This is a genomic window from Ruegeria sp. A3M17 (genome assembly GCF_003318255.1).
Classification (GTDB): Bacteria; Pseudomonadota; Alphaproteobacteria; order Rhodobacterales; family Rhodobacteraceae; genus Ruegeria.
Map to the genome: position 1 here is coordinate 41,770 of NZ_QOCF01000014.1, position 16,800 is coordinate 58,569.

The window sequence follows — 16,800 nt, forward strand, 5'->3', positions numbered from 1 at the left end:
TTAATCCAGCGCGCGCAGGCGTTTGATCAGCGAAGACGTGTCCCAGCGTCCGCCACCCAATTTCTGAACGTCCTTGTAAAACTGATCGACCAGAGCGGTCACAGGCAGTGAAGCCCCCGTTTCATTGGCCGTATCCAGACAGATGCCAAGATCCTTACGCATCCAGTCCACCGCAAACCCATGTTCGAAATGGTCATCCAGCATCGTCTCATATCGGTTTGCCATCTGCCAACTGCCTGCCGCGCCTTGACTGATAACTTCAACGACTGCGCGGCCATCAAGGCCCGCCTTCTCGGCAAAGTGCAGCGCTTCGCTGAGGCCCTGCACCAGACCGGCAATAGCGATCTGGTTGCACATCTTGGTCATCTGACCTGCACCGCTGTCGCCGATACGACGGCAAATTTTGGAATAGACCTGCATGATCGGTTCAGCCGCGTCATACGCCGCCTGATCCCCACCGCACATAATCGACAGAACCGCGTTTTCTGCCCCCGCCTGACCGCCCGAGATCGGAGCGTCCACAAAAGCGATGCCTTGTGTTTGCCCAGCTTCGTACAACTCGCGTGTCACCATGGCGGAAACAGTGGTGTGATCGACAAAGATCGCCCCATTGGACATGCCGCTGAAGGCGCCGTCTTCACCTGTGCAAACCATCCGTAGGTCGTCGTCGTTACCGACACAGGCCATGACGAAATCTGCACCCTGCGCGGCCTCTCGGGGCGTCGTCGCCATGGCACCGCCATGTTGGACGACCCAAGCTTCGGCCTTAGTGGCGGTGCGGTTGTAAACGGTTACCTCATGACCTGCGGCCTGCAAGTGACCGGCCATGGGATAGCCCATGACGCCCAGACCCAGAAACGCGACTTTTGCCATTTGGAGATCCTCTCTGCTGTCCGGTACCCGTCTTTTTCAGCGGGCCGGATTGTTTAGCAGAGACAAAGCAAAGCTGCGTCCAAAGGGCAACCCCGCGTCACGCTTGGCCGCCCAAATCCTGCAGGATCGGGCAATCGGGCCTGTCGTCCCCGGCGCAAGCGTCGATCAGATGGCTCAGAGTGTCCCGCATGGCGTTCAAGTCAGCGATCTTGGCTTCGATCTGGGCCATATGCGCGCGGGCCACCTTTTTGACATCGGCGCTGGCACGGGTTTCATCCTCGTACAAGGCCATCAGCGTCCGGCAATCCTCGATCGTGAACCCCAAGGCGCGGGCGCGGCCTAGAAAATTCAGTTTGTGCACGTCCTGACTGCGAAACCTTCGGTATCCGTTGTCATCGCGCAGGGGCTTTACCAGGCCGATATCTTCGTAATACCGGATTGTCTTGGCGGGCAGGCCGGTCTGGTTTGAAACATCGCCGATATTCATGAGGTCACCGTTTGCGTTGAATGGCCTTGCGGGGTGTCAGGCAAGCTGGCCCGGACGCGCCGTAAGCGCAGCGCATTCGAGACCACAAAAACACTGGACAATGCCATGGCCCCAGCCGCGAGGGCGGGGGACAGCAGGTGGCCGCCAAAGGGGTAAAGTACACCTGCGGCAACCGGAATGAGCAAGATGTTGTAGCCAAACGCCCAACCCAGATTTTGCTTGATGTTGCGCATGGTCCTACGGCTGATCTCGAGCGCGTTGGCGACACCGCGCAGATCGCCGGACATCAGTACGACATCGGCGGTTTCAATGGCCACGTCGGTGCCGGTTCCGATGGCGACACCGATATCCGCCGCCGCCAACGCAGGAGCATCATTGATGCCATCCCCGACAAAGGCCAATGCACCGAACGTGTCGCGCAGTGCATTGATCGCTGCAAGCTTGCCATCGGGCAGCACTTCAGCCGTGACATGATCTATGCCCAGCTTGTCCGCCAGAGCCTGCGCCGTCCGGGCGTTGTCGCCTGTAACCATCGCCAAGGTCAGCCCCATTTCGTGCAACCGCCCAAGCGCCTGCACAGTGCCAGGCTTGATCGGGTCCGCGACCGCAAGCATTGCAGCGGCCTGCCCGTCGATTGCCACAAACAAAGGGGTTGCGCCTTCTTCGGCGCGCTGGTTGGCCTCGGCCATCAGATCCCTGACGGTTATGCCGTTCTGCTCCATCAATCTGGCCGAGCCGATCAACAGCTTATGCCCCTCGACCACAGCCCGAACACCCAGCCCTGTGAGCGAGTCAAATACGGATACCTTAGGCAATTCAGATGGTCCGGCACGAGTGATGGCAGTTGCAACGGGATGCTCTGACCGTGCCTCGACAGCTGCCGCCAAACGCAGAACATTGTCGCGGTCAAAGTCGTTTGCGGTCGTAACACTCTCCAGTTCCGGCCGCCCCAGCGTAAGGGTCCCGGTCTTGTCCAGCGCGACCACCTTGGCCTGCTGCAACTGCTGCAATGCATCGCCTTTGCGGAACAGCACACCTAATTCTGCCGCGCGGCCGGTGCCGACCATGATCGAGGTTGGTGTCGCAAGGCCCATGGCGCACGGGCAGGCGATAATCAGAACTGAGACGCCGGCGACCAGCGCCAATGGCAAAGCCGGTTCTGGGCCAACGAACAACCAAACGGCGATCGTCAGCAGTGCCACGGCCATCACAATGGGCACAAATCGCGCAGTAATCCGGTCGACCAGCCCTTGGATCGGCAGCTTCGCCCCCTGCGCCTGTTCGACCATGTGGATGACCTGCGCCAACACCGTATCGGCACCAACGCGCGTTGCGCGTACCCGCAACGCTCCGGTGCCATTCACCGTACCGCCAACGACCTGATCCGATGGCGACTTGCCCACCGGCACCGGTTCGCCCGTGATCATGCTTTCGTCCACATAAGAGGTGCCGTCCAGAACCTCGGCATCCACGGGAACCCGTTCGCCCGGGCGGATCTGCAGGGTATCGCCTACTGTTATGTCGGCGATGGGGCGATCAATGAAATTTCCGCCCTGTTCGACCCGCGCCGTTTTGGGCTGCAACCCAACCAGCTTGCGGATCGCGGCCCCGGTCCGGCCTTTGGCGCGCGCTTCCATGACCCGGCCCAGCAGTATGAGAACCACGATGACAGAGGCGGCCTCGAAATACACATTGGCGCTGCCTTGCGGCAGGATCTGCGGGGCGAAGGTTGCGGCGACAGAAAACAAATAGGCGGCCCCCGTTCCCAAAGCGACCAGCGCGTTCATATCGGGCGATCCGCGCATCAGTGACGGGATCCCCTTGGCATAGAACACGCGTCCGGGGCCAATCAATATGGCCGAGGTCAGTGCGAACTGGATGAGGTAGCTGGTTTGCGTGCCGATTGTGGCCTGGACCCAATGGTGGAAGGCCGGGATCATATGCCCGCCCATCTCAAGAATGAAAACTGGCAAGGCCAATACCGCTGCGAAGATCGTCGCGCGGGTCAGCGCATGCGCTTCGTCGGATTTCGTGTGGTCTGTTTGGTCAACCGTCATGCTGTCCGCCACGCGCGCAGGGTATCCCGCTGCCTCAGTCAAACTGGCCAGCTTTTGCGGATCGGTGGCGCCATCGATAAACGTGACCACAGCGGTTTCGGTCGCAAGGTTAACCTGTGCGTCGACGACCGCAGGATCAGCGGTCAGCGCGTTCTCGATCTTTGCCACGCATGAGGTGCAGGTCATCCCGCCAATTTTCAGGGTCGTCTGCTTGCTGGCCGCCGGATACCCGGCGTTGCTCAGGGCGTCAGTCAGTGCGTTGATCGGCCCGGTATGTGTGACCTGCGCCGTTTCGGTCGCGAAGTTGACCGAGGCGTCGGTCACTTCTGGCACCGATTGCAATGCGGCTTCTACACTCCCCACGCAGGACGCGCAGGACATGCCCGAGATTTTGAGTTGTGTTGTTTGCGGCGTAGCCATGCGACTCGTCCTGATGTCTGATCTGCCCTCCAAATGGGGGTTCCAGTCACGGGAAGGTCAAGGGGTTTCGTGGGTTTTCTTTCCGTAGCCCTCGCGTTGGCGTCACCTGTTTGCAAATACTTCCAACAAGAGTGAGTTGTAAGTTTCTGGCGGGGGCGGTCTGACAGCCTCGGGTGAAGCAAAGAATGCAACCGACACGGCGGCCGTGGTCAGCGCAATGCCTACAAGAATGAATCCGGCCATATTCATTGAAGATCGCGACATGGGCAAAGTCCTGGTTTGAGAGGTTCATCAGGCGCTGTTGGGTCAGGACCGTTTGGCCAGCTCCTGCTTCAACCTGTCGTTTTCGGCCTGAAGTTGCGCCAATTGCTGCCCTAGCGAGTTCAGATGTGGACGAAGCTCGGCCTCGGTAAAGCGGGGCGTGATGTGGCGCGGGCAGTTCCAGTCCAGCCCTTCGACGCGGATGATGACGGCGCGTTCAGCCGGGGCATCGGCACCGTCAGGATAAAGGCTGGTCGTGGCATCTTCGCCCTCGGTGAACGCGACCCGGCCAAGGATTTTCAGGCGTCGCCGATTGGCGTAATCCATCAGGATCATTGCAACCCGGTCATTACCGTCCAAGTTTCCGCGCGAGATATACTGTTTGTTGCCCGAAAAGTCGGCATAACCGATTGTCTGCGGTCCCAGAACTTTGAGAAACCCGGTCGGTCCGCCACGGTATTGCACATATGGCCAACCCGTTTCGGACACGGTGGATTGATAAAACCCGTCCCGCGCTTCGATAAACGCCTTTTCAGGCTCGCCGATTTCGTGGCCTTGCTGCGGGCCACTTTCGATGAATTTGGCATAGGTCTTGGCAGACCCCATCCGTTCCTGATGGGCGCGGACGGCAGGGGTGAAGGTCAGTTCGGAAAAGGCGCGAGGCATGAGATGTCCTTTCAAAGTTCCAGATCGGACAGGCCGGGGTGATCGTCGGGACGGGGGCCTTGCGGCCAGAAAAACATACGTTCGGTTTCCGCAATCGGCAGGTCGTTCAGCGATGCGTGCCGTTCGGCCATTCGACCATCTTCGGCAAATCGCCAGTTTTCGTTGCCATAAGACCGGAACCACTGGCCGCTGTCGTCACGCCATTCATATGTGTAGCGTACCGCAACGCGGTCACCGGAAAAGGCCCACAGCTCCTTTATCAACCGATAGTCCAATTCCTTGTGCCACTTGCGTGTCAGAAAGGCATGGATGTCTGCATGGCCGCTTAGGAATTCTGCCCGGTTTCGCCACTGGCTGTCTTCCGTATAGGCCGGGGTCACGACATCTGCATCACGGCTGTTCCAAGCGTTTTCCGCCAATCGCACTTTTTGCGTTGCGGTTTCCAGAGTGAACGGGGGCAGAGGAGGACGGTTCATTTGTAGGTCTTTCACGTCAGAGAAGCCGCCATCAAGGCGATGGTCAAAAGAAGGGGGATGTACTGGTGCGAGAGAGGTCTGGTGCGGCGTCTCATATTTTCGCTCCTGAGTTTACTGATCGGTACACTGTGCCTTGAATGTGTACAGATCGGTAACCTTTTTCAAGGTTTGAGTTGGATTTATTTGACTCCGGATTTGCGTCTCCTAAGGGGAGTATGTGAAAACAGCAGGTTAGGCTGCGTCTGTTGCAGCCATCGACATGGTGCATTATGTACCGATCAGTACATACAGGAGCTAAAAGATGCGCCCGAACAAACGTGACGAGCTGGTCCACAAGGCTTTGCAGGTCTTCTATCGTGACGGCTTTCACGCCACCGGCATGGACAAGTTGGTGGTCGAGACGGGCGTGTCGAAAACGTCGATGTACAAACATTTCCGTACCAAGGAAGAGCTGATCCTGGCGGCATTGCAGTTGCGGGATGGGAACTTTCGCAAATGGTTTCTGCAACGGGTTGATGAACTAGCCGATACACCGGCCGAACGGCTGATCGCCAGTTTCGATGTGCTGGGCGAATGGTTCCAGGAGGACAGCTTTCGCGGATGCATGTTCATCAAAGCGGGCGCAGAGTATCAGGAACAAGATCACGCAATCCATGTGCAAGCAGCCGAGCACAAGCATCTGATGCTCGAATTCCTCACCGATTTGGCCCGCAAGGCAGGCGCACGTAATCCCGATGCATTGGGATGCCAGCTGCTTCTCTTGCAAGAGGGCGCAATCGTTACGGCCGTCCTGGTAAAAAGTTGCGATCCCGCGCGAGACGCAAAGGCAGCGGCACAGGTCCTGCTGGATAATGCCCTGGCTTGATCGGGTTTAAACCTGTGAACGTAAGGTCTTGTGCGAAAAAGACGTTGCGTAGCAATCCCGTGGATGGGTTGGTTTGCGCGGTGCCCAACGCTACCCTTATCGAAATTCGATTTGGGAGAAACCTACATGTCGCTATTCAAGCCAACCGCCAACTGGGTCACTGACGAACATCAGATGTTTGCCGAAATGGCAAACCGGTTCATGGACGACGAACTTGTACCCAATATCGAACGCTGGAACCAAAACGGCATGGTCGATCGCGAGTTCTGGAACAAGGCCGGGGACATGGGGCTGATGGCCGGTGCGATTGCCGAGGAATATGGTGGCGTTGGCGGCGGGATTGGATTTGACGCGGTCACGATGTACGGGCAAGCCGCACGCGGTGACTCGGGTTGGGGCTTTGGAATTCAATCGATCGTTGTTCATTACCTGAACGCCTATGGCAGCGAGGATCAAAAGCACAAATGGCTGCCCCGCCTGGCATCCGGTGAAATGGTCGCCGCTTTGGCCATGACCGAGCCGGGAACAGGTTCGGACGTTCAGTCCGTTCGCACCACTGCAGACAAGGACGGAAATTCCTATCGTTTGAACGGGTCAAAGATCTTTATCACCAACGGCCAATCCGCCGATTTGATCCTGGTGGCCGCAAAGACGGATAAATCGCAAGGATCCAAGGGCGTTTCTCTGATCGCCGTAGAAACAGACGGCGCAGAAGGGTTTCGCCGGGGCCGTAACCTCAAGAAACTGGGGATGAAGGCCAACGATACGGCCGAGCTGTTCTTTGAAGACGTCAAGGTTCCGATGACGAACCTGATCGGACCTGAGGAAGGTCAGGGCTTCTATCAGATGATGAAGCAACTGCCCTGGGAACGCCTGACCATCGGTATCATGGCGCTGGGCGCGATCGATTTCGCAATTGCCGAGACAGTGCGTTATACGCAAGAACGCAAGGCTTTTGGCCAGCGCGTTATGGACTTTCAGAACACGCGTTTCAAACTGGCCGAGTGCAAAACCAAGGCCGAGGTTCTGCGCAGTTTCGTAAATGACTGCATTGCGCAGCTTGAGGCCGGTACATTGGATGCGGCGACGGCTTCTATGGTGAAATACTGGGGTTCCGAAGTGCAGAACGAGATCATGCACGAATGCCTTCAGTTGTTCGGTGGTTACGGGTTCATGATGGAATACCCGATTGCCCGGCTTTATGCGGATGCGCGGGTGCAGATGATCTATGGCGGCACCAACGAGATCATGAAAGAACTGATCGCCCGTTCGCTGGACAATTAACGCAGCCAAAGGGCTCCCGCCTGTCGTCAACGTTTTTGAAAAACGTCTCCTCCCGTTGGGCCGGGCAGGTGCGGGCGCAGCCCGCACCTGCCCGGCCCCTCTGCCGTCCGCAGGACGCAAAGCCGGAGGCTGCGCAGTTTTGGATCAGAATGGGCCAACCTGACCTTGCAGCCATAACCGAAATGACCGTAGCGGTTTGGACTCAGGTCGTGACTGTGGCCAGACCAGAAAGAATTGCCCAAGGCTGATGCGGGGTCCGTTCCATGCTGGAACCAACCTTTCGGTTTTCAGCTCGTCTTCGATCAGATAGCTGGGCAATAGCGCCGCTCCCAACCCGTGGATCGTGGCCTGCACCATAGTCGAGAACTGATCGAACAGCATTCCCTGCATCCCTGATGCGTCACGCCCTTGTGCCGCAAACCATCGCTCCCAAGCGTCTGGTCGGGTCTCAAGATGCAGCAAAGGGGCTGTCATCAGCCAGATCAAGTCCTGCTCCTGATCGGGCAACAGGTCCGGAGCGCAGACCGGAACCACATCTTCACGCATGATCGGCAGGTAGTTGACGCCCGGCCAGTTCTTTTGGCCGAAGTGGATGGCGGCATCAAAATGTTCGGTCTCGAAATCAAACGGTTTGAGGCATGTGCTCAGGTTTACGGTCACTTCGGGGTGGCGACGGGCAAAATCCTGCAGGCGTGGTGCCAGCCAGTGCATTCCAAAGGCGGGCAGGATGGACAGGTTTAGCGACCCGCCGGTTGGGTTGGCCTTCAGTTTCAGTGACGCTTGCGCAATCTGGTTCAGCGCTGTGCGCGCCACCTGAACATAGTCTTTCGCGGCGGGGGTCAGGTGCAATCGCATCTGGTTGCGCTGAATGAGCGCGACGCCCAGTTGGTCCTCCATGGACTTCAGCTGTCGGCTGATCGCGCTTTGGGTCAGAGACAGCTCCTCGGCTGCAGCCGAGGCACTGCCGAGGCGATCAACCGCCTCCAGTGCCAGAAGGGAGGGGATCGAGGGTAGGAATCGACGGGGCGCAATCATATGACTAATCCTCATACCTTTCACACGGAATATCACTGGCAATTGCCGTGCACCAGCCCGATACAGAGGCGTGGATTCCAATGTGGATGTGGGCCAATGACCCTAACGACCAGTATTCAAGAGTTTCAGCCCGCCGAACGGTTGGATGGCATTGAGTTATCCGAGATTGTTCGTATCTCAGAGCAGGCCGCGCGCCTTCGCACGCAGGGTGCCGACGTGATTGCGCTCAGCACTGGTGAGCCTGATTTTCCAACGCCGTCGCATGTTGTTGAGGCGGCCCACCACGCAGCTATTGACGGGCAGACGCGATACCCCGCAACGGCAGGAACGCCCGCCTTGCGATCAGCGATTGCGATTGAGGCTGGCGCGCGCCCCGAAAATGTAATCGTTTCGACGGGTGCCAAGCAGGTGTTGTCCTGCGCAATGATGGCAACTCTGAACCCCGGTGATGAAGTGATTATGGCCGCGCCATTCTGGACAAGCTATGCGGATATGGTCAGTTTGGCAGGCGGTGCTCCCGTAGTTGTCACCTGTCCGGCGACGCAAAAATTCAAACTGACGCCGGATCAGTTGGAGGCCGCGATCACCCCGCGCACGCGTTGGCTGCTGCTGAATTCGCCGTCCAATCCGACCGGCGCGGTCTATTCCAAGGCGGAATTGCAGGCGCTGGGCGCAATTTTGCAAAAACACCCTCAGGTCTGGGTGATTTCTGACGAGATTTATCAACACCTGTCTTTTGTGCCTTTCACGCCCTTTGTGCAGGCCGTTCCCGAATTGGCGGAACGAACCTTGATCGTAAACGGCGTGTCCAAGGCCTATTCCATGACCGGCTGGCGCATCGGGTGGGGCATTGGCCCTGCTGAGTTGATCAAGGCGATGGTGGCTGTGCAGGGGCAAATCACGTCAGGGGCGTGTTCGATTGCCCAAGCTGCAGCATTGGAGGCCATCACCGGGCCGCAAGGCTTGCTGGCAGAACGCCGTCAGGCGATGCGAGCGCGCCGCGATCTGGTTGTCGAAGGGCTGAACGTTGCTGGGTTGGAATGTGCCGTGCCGGATGGCGCGTTTTACGTCTTTCCCAAAACTCATGCGAAAATGGCCACAGACCATGAATTCTGTCGCTTTCTGCTGGATGAGGCGGGTGTGGCGCTGGTGCCGGGTCGCGCGTTTGGGATGTCGGGCCATTTGCGGCTTTCTTTTGCCTATGCCACCGAAAGCCTGCAAGAAGGTATGCGCCGTATCGCGGACGCTACCGCCAAATTGTAACCAAGTAAGACCGGAAGACACCCAATGGATCGCGCCCAGATCGTTCACGAGAATTTCCTGACCCGGGTCGCCAATCGCGACTTTCCCGATGGAGCAAAGCCGCGGCAGGGGTTGAGTAAGACCGATGCGGTGTCGCTGTACCGGTCACAGGTCCTTAGCCGTGCGTTGGACCGGACCAGCCGGGCCATGCAGAAGGCGGGGCAAGGGTTTTATACCATCGGTTCATCCGGCCACGAAGGGATGGCCGCCGTTGCGCATGCCTTGCGCCCGACCGATATCGCCTTTCTTCACTATCGGGACGCAGCATTTCAGATCGCGCGGGCTGAGCAGGTGCCGGGGCAGCAGATCGCATGGGACATGCTGCTCAGCTTCGCCTGCTCGAAAGAGGATCCTACTTCGGGCGGGCGACATAAGGTTTTAGGTTCAAAGGCGCTGACGATCCCGCCGCAGACCTCGACGATCGCCAGCCATCTGCCCAAGGCGGTGGGCGCTGCTTATTCGCTTGGCGCCGCGCGGAGACACGATCCGGAACACCGTGAACTACCCTTGGACGGGATTGCGGTGTGTTCCTTCGGGGATGCCTCGGCCAACCACTCCACCGCGCAGGGCGCGATCAACACCGCAGGCTGGACCAGCGTGCAGTCGACACCTTTGCCGCTGTTGTTTGTGTGTGAAGATAACGGGATCGGAATCTCGGTGAAAACCCCCAAAGGTTGGATACAGGCGTCGATGGAGCATCGCCCCGGGATCAAGTATTTTCAGGCTAACGGTCTGGATATCTACGAGACCTTCGCGGTGGCGCAGGACGCCGCTGAGTATGTTCGCTCCCGCCGTAAACCGGCCTTCCTGCACCTGAAAACCGTCCGCCTTTACGGACACGCCGGCGCAGATGTGCCGACCACGTACCTGCCAAAAGCCGAAGTCGAGGCGGATGAAGCTAACGACCCACTGCTGCACTCGGTGCGCTTGCTGGAACAGGCTGGGGCGCTGGCGCCGGAACAGGCGTTGAAAATCTACGAAGATACCTGCGCCCGCACGGACCGCATCGCGGCGGAGGCCGCCACCCGCCCGCACCTAGCCACCGCATCCGAGGTCATGGCTAGCCTGATCCCACCCAAGCGAACCTGCAAACCTACCAATGGTCCCAGTGCCGAAACACGCGCCAAGGCCTTTGGCGGCGACATGCGGGCAATGGATGATCCGCAACCCATGAGCCGTCTGATCAACTGGGCGCTGACCGATCTGATGTTGGAACACGGCGAGGTCGTCTGCATGGGCGAAGACGTTGGCCGCAAGGGCGGCGTCTATGGCGTGACGCAAAAGCTGCAGCAGCGCTTTGGCCCGGACCGGGTGATCGACACGTTGTTGGATGAGCAGTCCATTCTGGGGCTGGCCATTGGCATGGGGCATAACGGGTTCATTCCGATCCCCGAAATCCAGTTCCTCGCTTATCTGCACAATGCAGAAGACCAGATCAGAGGCGAAGCCGCGACGCTGCCCTTTTTCTCGAACGGGCAGTTCACCAACCCGATGGTTTTGCGCATTGCCGGGCTTGGATATCAGAAAGGGTTCGGCGGCCATTTCCACAATGACAACTCGCTGGCTGTCCTGCGCGACATTCCCGGCGTGATCATTGCCTGTCCGTCGACAGGCGAAGATGCGGCGAAAATGCTGCGCGAATGTGTACGTTTGGCGCGCGAAGAACAGCGGCTGGTGGTCTTTCTGGAACCCATTGCCCTTTATCCCATGCGCGATCTGCACGATGCACAGGACGCAGGCTGGATGACGACGTATCCGTCGCCTGACCAGAGTATCGCGCTGGGTGAGGTTGGCGTGCATGGCGAGGGTAAAGATCTGGCCATCGTCACTTATGGCAACGGGCATTATCTGTCGAAACAGGCTCGGCCCGAGTTGGAGGCAGCAGGCGTAAAAACCCGTATCATCGACATGCGCTGGCTGGCACCTCTCCCGATTGAGGCTCTGCGTCAGGCCACAAAGGGTTGCAAACACGTCCTGATCGTCGACGAATGCCGCCGCACTGGCAGCCAGTCCGAGGGGCTGATGACCTTTTTCACTAAAAACAGTCCCACGATCTCAACTGCGCGCGTCGTGGCCGAAGATTGTTTTATCGCCACTGGCCCCGCCTATGCCGCTCCGCTGCCGTCGAAAGAGGGGATTGTCGCCGCTGCGCTAAAACTGACGGGAGGCCGCTCATGACCCGCACAGCAGTCGTCATCTGCCCCGGTCGGGGTACATACAACAAGCCCGAGCTTGGCTATATGCATCGCCATCACGCGCAGCAGAATGCGATGTTTCGGGGCTTCGACGCGATACGTGCGGAAGCAGGGCAAGAGGCCGTTACCGCATTGGATGGCGCAGCGCGGTTCACAGTTTCCAAGTATTCAAAAGGCGATATTGCTTCACCGCTCATCTACGCAGCTTCGCTGGCAGACGCGCAATCGCTGGCCGATGATATCGAGGTGGTCGCGGTCACCGGGAACTCGATGGGTTGGTATATTGCGCTGGCCGCTGCCGGGGCGTTGTCGCCTGACCACGGGTTCCGCGTCGTGAACACGATGGGAACACTGATGCAGGATCACCTGATCGGTGGCCAACTAGTTTATCCCTTTGCCGACGACGGTTGGGCGGACAACGCTGTTCGCAAGGCAGAGCTGCTGACGGATGTGAAACGCATCAATGCGATGGAAGGTCACGACCTTGCTTTGTCCATTGATCTGGGCGGAATGCTGGTTCTGGCAGGCAATGAAATGGGGCTGAAGGCGTTCGAGGCGTCGCAACCCACCGTGCAGGACCGTTTCCCGATGCGCTTGTCAAACCATGCCGCGTTTCACACATCCTTGCAGGCACCGGTCGCTGCCGAAGGGCGTGCGCGCTTGGGCGCGGATTTGTTCGGACAGCCTGAACGCCCCTTGATCGACGGTCGCGGAAAGATTTGGTGGCCGGGTGCGACGGATACGCAGGCGCTTTGGGATTATACCCTGGGCCACCAAGTGACCGAACCCTATGACTTTACCCGTGCGATCCAGACCGCCGCGCATGAGTTCGCGCCAGACCTGTTCATTGTTACCGGTCCCGGCGCGACCTTAGGTGGCGCAGTGGCGCAATCTCTTGCTCTGGCGAACTGGCGTGGCATGGATAACAAGGCTGATTTTCAAGCGAAACAGGATGCGCAACCCTTCCTGATCGCCATGGGGCGCCAGGATCAAAGAGCGCTTGCAACCGGCTGACACTGCCCTGATGATCCGCGCAATTTCAAGGAGCGCGACGTGAGCGACCACAACCAGTCCCTTTGGCTGAACACATGCCGTGAACATGTCGAACCCGGTGTTTCGACCGGTGATATCACTGTTGATCTGGCGGTGATCGGTGGTGGGTACACCGGGTGTTCTGCGGCCCTGACTGCAGCCAAGGCTGGTGCTTCGGTCTGTCTTCTTGAGGCGTGTGATGTCGGTCACGGTGGCTCGGGCCGCAATGTCGGGCTGGCGAATGCGGGGCTGTGGTTGCCGCCCGCTGAGATTCGCGCGCATCTGGGTGACATAGTTGGGGATCGGCTGGTTGACCTTCTGGCTGCGGCCCCATCAGAGGTGTTCAGCCTGATCGACCAGCATGGGATAGACTGCGAACCTGTGCGCAACGGAACTTTGCACTGTGCGCATTTGGCTGCGGGTCTTCGGGATCTGCAGGTCCGCCATGCGCAACTCAGCGCTGCTGACGCACCGGTTGAGTTGCTGTCTGCAGAACTGACAGCCCAGCGCACCGGCAGTGCGGCCTTTGGTGGCGCCCTGTTCGATCCGCGCGCCGGAACCATCCAGCCATTGGCATATGTGCGTGGATTGGCCCGTGCCGGGGTCGAGGCTGGCGCGTTGGTTTTCACGCAAGACCCGGTTCTGTCCATGCAGCAGATAGATGGAATCTGGGTGGTGAAGACTGCTCGGCGCACAGTGCGCGCCAAATGGGTCATTCAGGCGACCAATGCCTATCACCGTGATCTGACCGCATCGGCGCCCGCCTATGTGCCGGTCTATTATTTCCAATATGCCACGGCCCCATTGTCCGACAATCTGCGCGCCAGCGTTTTGCCGGGGGATGAGGGGTGCTGGGACACAGACCTGATCATGACCTCGTTCCGAATGGATCAAGAGGGGCGGTTTATCATCGGTGCCATGGGTGATCTGGATCGGGCAGGCGGCGCGATTCACAAAAGCTGGATCAGTCGCAAACTGGCTCAGCTGTATCCGCAACTGGCAGATCAGCCGTTGGTCGAAGGGTGGCATGGCCGCATCGCGATGACTTCGGACCACATCCCGAAGATAACGCAGATCGGTCCCAACGCCCTGTCAGTTCATGGATTTTCGGGGCGTGGGATCGGACCAGGCACCGTCTTTGGCCGCCTTGTTGCCCAAAGTCTGTTGCAGGACGACCCAAGCCTTTTGCCGGTGCCCGCAGTCGCCGAGTATCAGGAAAAGTGGATAGGGCTACGCCGCGCCTATTTTGAAACCGGCGCGGCGCTGACCCATTTTGTCAAAGCGCGGTTCTGACTTCAGACCGCGCGGGTGATACCGCCATCAACCCGGATGTTTTGACCGGTGATATAGCCGCCGCCTTCTGACGCAAGCATTGCCACGACCGAGGCGATCTCGTCATAGCTGCGTCCATAGCGGCCCATCGGGATGCGCGCGCGGAATTCCTCTTTCTCTGGCAAGCTGTCTATGAAGCCTGGCAAGACGTTGTTCATCCGAATGTTGTCAGCCGCGTAATGATCCGAGAACAGCTTGGTGAAGGCGGCCAAACCCGCGCGAAAAACACCCGACGTCGGGAAGACAGGGTCGGGCTCGAACGCTGCGAAGGTTGAAATGTTGATGATCGACCCACCACCTTGCTTCTGCATGATAGGTGTCACAAGCCTGGTTGGTCTGACGGCGTTCAGGAAATAGACGTCCATTCCGGTGTGCCAATCCTCGTCCGACAGCTCCAGCACCGGCGCGCGCGGTCCGTGACCGGCCGAGTTGACCAGCACGTCGATGCGCCCCCAATGGGTCATAGCGGTATCGACCAGGTTTTGCAGATCATCCGTCGACTGGTTTGACCCGGTCACACCGACGCCACCCAGTTCGTGTGCCAGTGCCTCACCCTTGCCAGAAGACGACAGGATGCCGACCTTGAACCCGTCTGCGGCCAGACGTCGGGCTGAATCCGCGCCCATTCCGCTGCCGCCCGCTGTTATCAGCGCCACTTTGGTCATGTGATTTCTCCATTCATTGATGGCATAAAGATGCGCTTTGGCGATCTGATTGACCAATCAGTTCTGCTGGCCTTATGATGTAGAAAAACTACAGGGTGCTACGATGGCGGCTCTTCCCCCTCTGAACGCTTTGCGGGCCTTCGAAGCTTCGGCGCGGCATCTGAACTTTCGCTTGGCCGCCGAGGACTTGGGTGTCACCCAAGGTGCTGTCGCCCAGCAGGTACGCGGGCTTGAGGCGCGATTGGCTGTGACGCTCTTTGACCGCCTGCCACGCGGCCTTGCGCTGACCGAGGCCGGACGCAGATTCCATGCGCCCTTGCGCCGAGCCTTCCGACTGATCGAAGAGGCTGTCGAGGATCTTTCTGGGGACAGACAAATTACTATCTCTGTCACGCCCAGCTTTGCCTCGAAATGGCTGGTTCCACGACTTCCGGACTTTACGCGGCACCACCCTGATATTGCCGTGCAGGTCGACGCGCGGGAACGGCTGGCGGATTTCCAGGGGGACGGTGTCGACATTGCTGTTCGGCAAGGGCGCGCGCCTTTTGGGCCGGGGGTGGTCGCAGTGCCTCTGTTTTCTACAACTTTCGTTCCGGTTTGCGGTCCTGAGATGGCGGCCAGGATTGCGCATCCTGCTGACCTGACAAAGCACACTCTGTTAAATGACACCCATGGGCTGTGGCCTTTGTTTCTGCAGCGGGCAGGGATCACCGGCAAGCCGAAGATGATGAGTTTCAGCCAGACCAGCCTTGCCATCGACGCAGCCGTGTCGGGGCAGGGTGTTGCGCTCGCTAACGAACCGCTTGTTTCTGCCCAGTTGGCCGCCGGTCAGTTGGTGCGCCCGATCACGGACGAGCTGGTCGAGGACCTGGGCTTTTACATCGTAACACCCAAACAGCCACGCCACCCCGCGCTGGTCGCAGTGATGAAAGACTGGTTGCTGTCTCAGTCCTGAAGCGTCGTTGCGATGGCTTCGATCCTGTCACGCAACCAGCGATGTGCCGGGTCGTTGGACGACCTTTGGTGCCAGACCATGTAGATCGAGACAGGCTCGCACGCGAAGGGCAGAGGTGCACAATCCAACGCACGTAGTGGCCCGCGTTTCATCAACGCCGTATCGGTGGAAATCAGGTCGCCGCCTTTCACAAATGAGGTAATGGCATTGAAATGCGGCAGGGTAACCGTCGGTGGCCTGATCTGGTTTTGATCGACACCCCGCATAACAGCGCGCGAACTGCGGCCATCCGCAAAACGCACTTCGACATGTTCGGTGTCGCAATAGGTTTCCCAACTGTCTGGAGGAGATCGTCGCGTGCCATCATAGTAGATCATCAACGGGCTGCTGAGGATGCGCTTTTGAAAGATGTCCGGTCCATCCGGCGGCAAAGGCGTCAGCATCAATTGACACCGATCGCTGCGCAGCAGCTCAGGGTCTGGAACACCTGATGGGATAAACCCCAACCCCAGCCGCACGCCTTCGGCCCGAACTTCTTGCAGCAATTGCGGGAAAATCAATTCCCTCGGCATGTCGTTGGTGGCGATGTGAAAGACCATCTCTTCGGACAGCGGGTCGAACGGGCGGTCCTCGGTCAGCCCGCGCATATTGTCCAGAACCTGCTGCACGGGGTCTTTCAGGGACAAGGCGCGCTCAGTAGGGGTCAGACCCTGCCCTGATCTGATGAATAACGGATCGCCCAGAACCACCCGAAGTTTGGACAGGGTGTGGCTGATGGCCGATTGTGTCACGCCAAGCCGATCTGCCGCTTTGGACACCGAGTTTTCTTCGAGAATGGTCAGAAAGACCCTCAGGACTTTGCCATCCAGATCCATGAAATCAATTTTGCTCATAC

General features: G+C 58.8%; 15 protein-coding genes. 7 read left to right on the forward strand and 8 right to left on the reverse strand.

From position 1 onward, the window contains the following. From DS906_RS07665 to DS906_RS07685, 5 genes are all read right to left on the reverse strand, one after another. Positions 1-873 carry an NAD(P)-dependent oxidoreductase gene (locus tag DS906_RS07665; protein ID WP_113789622.1) on the reverse strand — a complete coding sequence of 291 codons (873 nt, stop codon included), beginning with the start codon at positions 871-873 and terminating at the stop codon, positions 1-3. Positions 874-970: 97 nt separating this feature from the next. Next, positions 971-1,360 carry a Cu(I)-responsive transcriptional regulator gene (gene cueR / locus DS906_RS07670; RefSeq protein WP_113789623.1) on the reverse strand — a complete coding sequence of 130 codons (390 nt, stop codon included), beginning with the start codon at positions 1,358-1,360 and terminating at the stop codon, positions 971-973. Beyond that, the gene (locus DS906_RS07675) at positions 1,357-3,837 is read right to left on the reverse strand and encodes a heavy metal translocating P-type ATPase (protein WP_113789624.1); all 2,481 of its coding nucleotides are present in this window, start codon (positions 3,835-3,837) and stop codon (positions 1,357-1,359) included. The genes cueR and DS906_RS07675 overlap by 4 nt, the downstream gene beginning before the upstream one ends. A gap of 306 nt (positions 3,838-4,143) precedes the next feature. Beyond that, entirely contained in the window at positions 4,144-4,764 is a 621-nt protein-coding gene (locus DS906_RS07680) for a pyridoxamine 5'-phosphate oxidase family protein (RefSeq protein ID WP_113789625.1), read from the reverse strand. Positions 4,765-4,775: 11 nt separating this feature from the next. Next, on the reverse strand, positions 4,776-5,240 hold the full coding sequence (locus DS906_RS07685; protein ID WP_113789626.1) for a nuclear transport factor 2 family protein: 465 nt from the start codon (positions 5,238-5,240) through the stop codon (positions 4,776-4,778). 301 nt (positions 5,241-5,541) lie between these two features. On the opposite strand from DS906_RS07685, the gene DS906_RS07690 reads away from it, so the two are divergent. Together DS906_RS07690 and DS906_RS07695 are read left to right on the forward strand one after the other, a co-directional pair. Further along, positions 5,542-6,105: a TetR/AcrR family transcriptional regulator gene (locus DS906_RS07690; protein ID WP_113789627.1), complete on the forward strand. Its 564-nt coding sequence runs from the start codon at positions 5,542-5,544 to the stop codon at positions 6,103-6,105. 126 nt (positions 6,106-6,231) lie between these two features. After that, positions 6,232-7,389 (forward strand): acyl-CoA dehydrogenase family protein, encoded by a 1,158-nt coding sequence (locus tag DS906_RS07695; protein WP_113789628.1) that lies wholly within the window; start codon positions 6,232-6,234, stop codon positions 7,387-7,389. A 144-nt stretch (positions 7,390-7,533) separates the two neighbouring features. Here DS906_RS07695 and DS906_RS07700 read toward each other — a convergent pair whose 3' ends face one another. Continuing rightward, the gene (locus DS906_RS07700) at positions 7,534-8,424 is read right to left on the reverse strand and encodes a LysR substrate-binding domain-containing protein (RefSeq protein ID WP_113789629.1); all 891 of its coding nucleotides are present in this window, start codon (positions 8,422-8,424) and stop codon (positions 7,534-7,536) included. 96 nt (positions 8,425-8,520) lie between these two features. Here DS906_RS07700 and DS906_RS07705 point away from each other — a divergent pair, with 96 nt between their 5' ends. Genes DS906_RS07705 through DS906_RS07720 form a run of 4 tightly spaced genes read left to right on the forward strand, consistent with a single transcriptional unit; the run spans position 8,521 to position 14,246 of the window. After that, positions 8,521-9,687, forward strand: coding sequence for a pyridoxal phosphate-dependent aminotransferase (locus DS906_RS07705; protein WP_113789630.1), 1,167 nt, complete (start codon positions 8,521-8,523; stop codon positions 9,685-9,687). Between the two features lie 24 nt (positions 9,688-9,711). After that, entirely contained in the window at positions 9,712-11,904 is a 2,193-nt protein-coding gene (locus tag DS906_RS07710; protein ID WP_113789631.1) for a dehydrogenase E1 component subunit alpha/beta, read from the forward strand. After that, the gene (locus DS906_RS07715) at positions 11,901-12,935 is read left to right on the forward strand and encodes an ACP S-malonyltransferase (protein ID WP_113789632.1); all 1,035 of its coding nucleotides are present in this window, start codon (positions 11,901-11,903) and stop codon (positions 12,933-12,935) included. Before DS906_RS07710 ends, DS906_RS07715 begins: the two co-directional genes overlap by 4 nt. Positions 12,936-12,974: 39 nt before the next feature. Further along, a complete protein-coding gene (locus DS906_RS07720) occupies positions 12,975-14,246 on the forward strand; it encodes an FAD-binding oxidoreductase (RefSeq protein ID WP_113789633.1) in 1,272 nt (423 codons plus the stop codon). A gap of 2 nt (positions 14,247-14,248) precedes the next feature. Here DS906_RS07720 and DS906_RS07725 read toward each other — a convergent pair whose 3' ends face one another. Beyond that, the gene (locus tag DS906_RS07725; RefSeq protein WP_113790009.1) at positions 14,249-14,950 is read right to left on the reverse strand and encodes an SDR family oxidoreductase; all 702 of its coding nucleotides are present in this window, start codon (positions 14,948-14,950) and stop codon (positions 14,249-14,251) included. Between the two features lie 103 nt (positions 14,951-15,053). Here DS906_RS07725 and DS906_RS07730 point away from each other — a divergent pair, with 103 nt between their 5' ends. Beyond that, positions 15,054-15,905, forward strand: coding sequence for a LysR substrate-binding domain-containing protein (locus DS906_RS07730; RefSeq protein WP_113790010.1), 852 nt, complete (start codon positions 15,054-15,056; stop codon positions 15,903-15,905). Here DS906_RS07730 and DS906_RS07735 read toward each other — a convergent pair. After that, complete coding sequence (locus DS906_RS07735; RefSeq protein WP_113789634.1) at positions 15,896-16,798, reverse strand: LysR family transcriptional regulator; 903 nt, start codon at positions 16,796-16,798, stop codon at positions 15,896-15,898. The genes DS906_RS07730 and DS906_RS07735 overlap by 10 nt on opposite strands. Between the last annotated feature and the right edge of the window lie 2 nt (positions 16,799-16,800).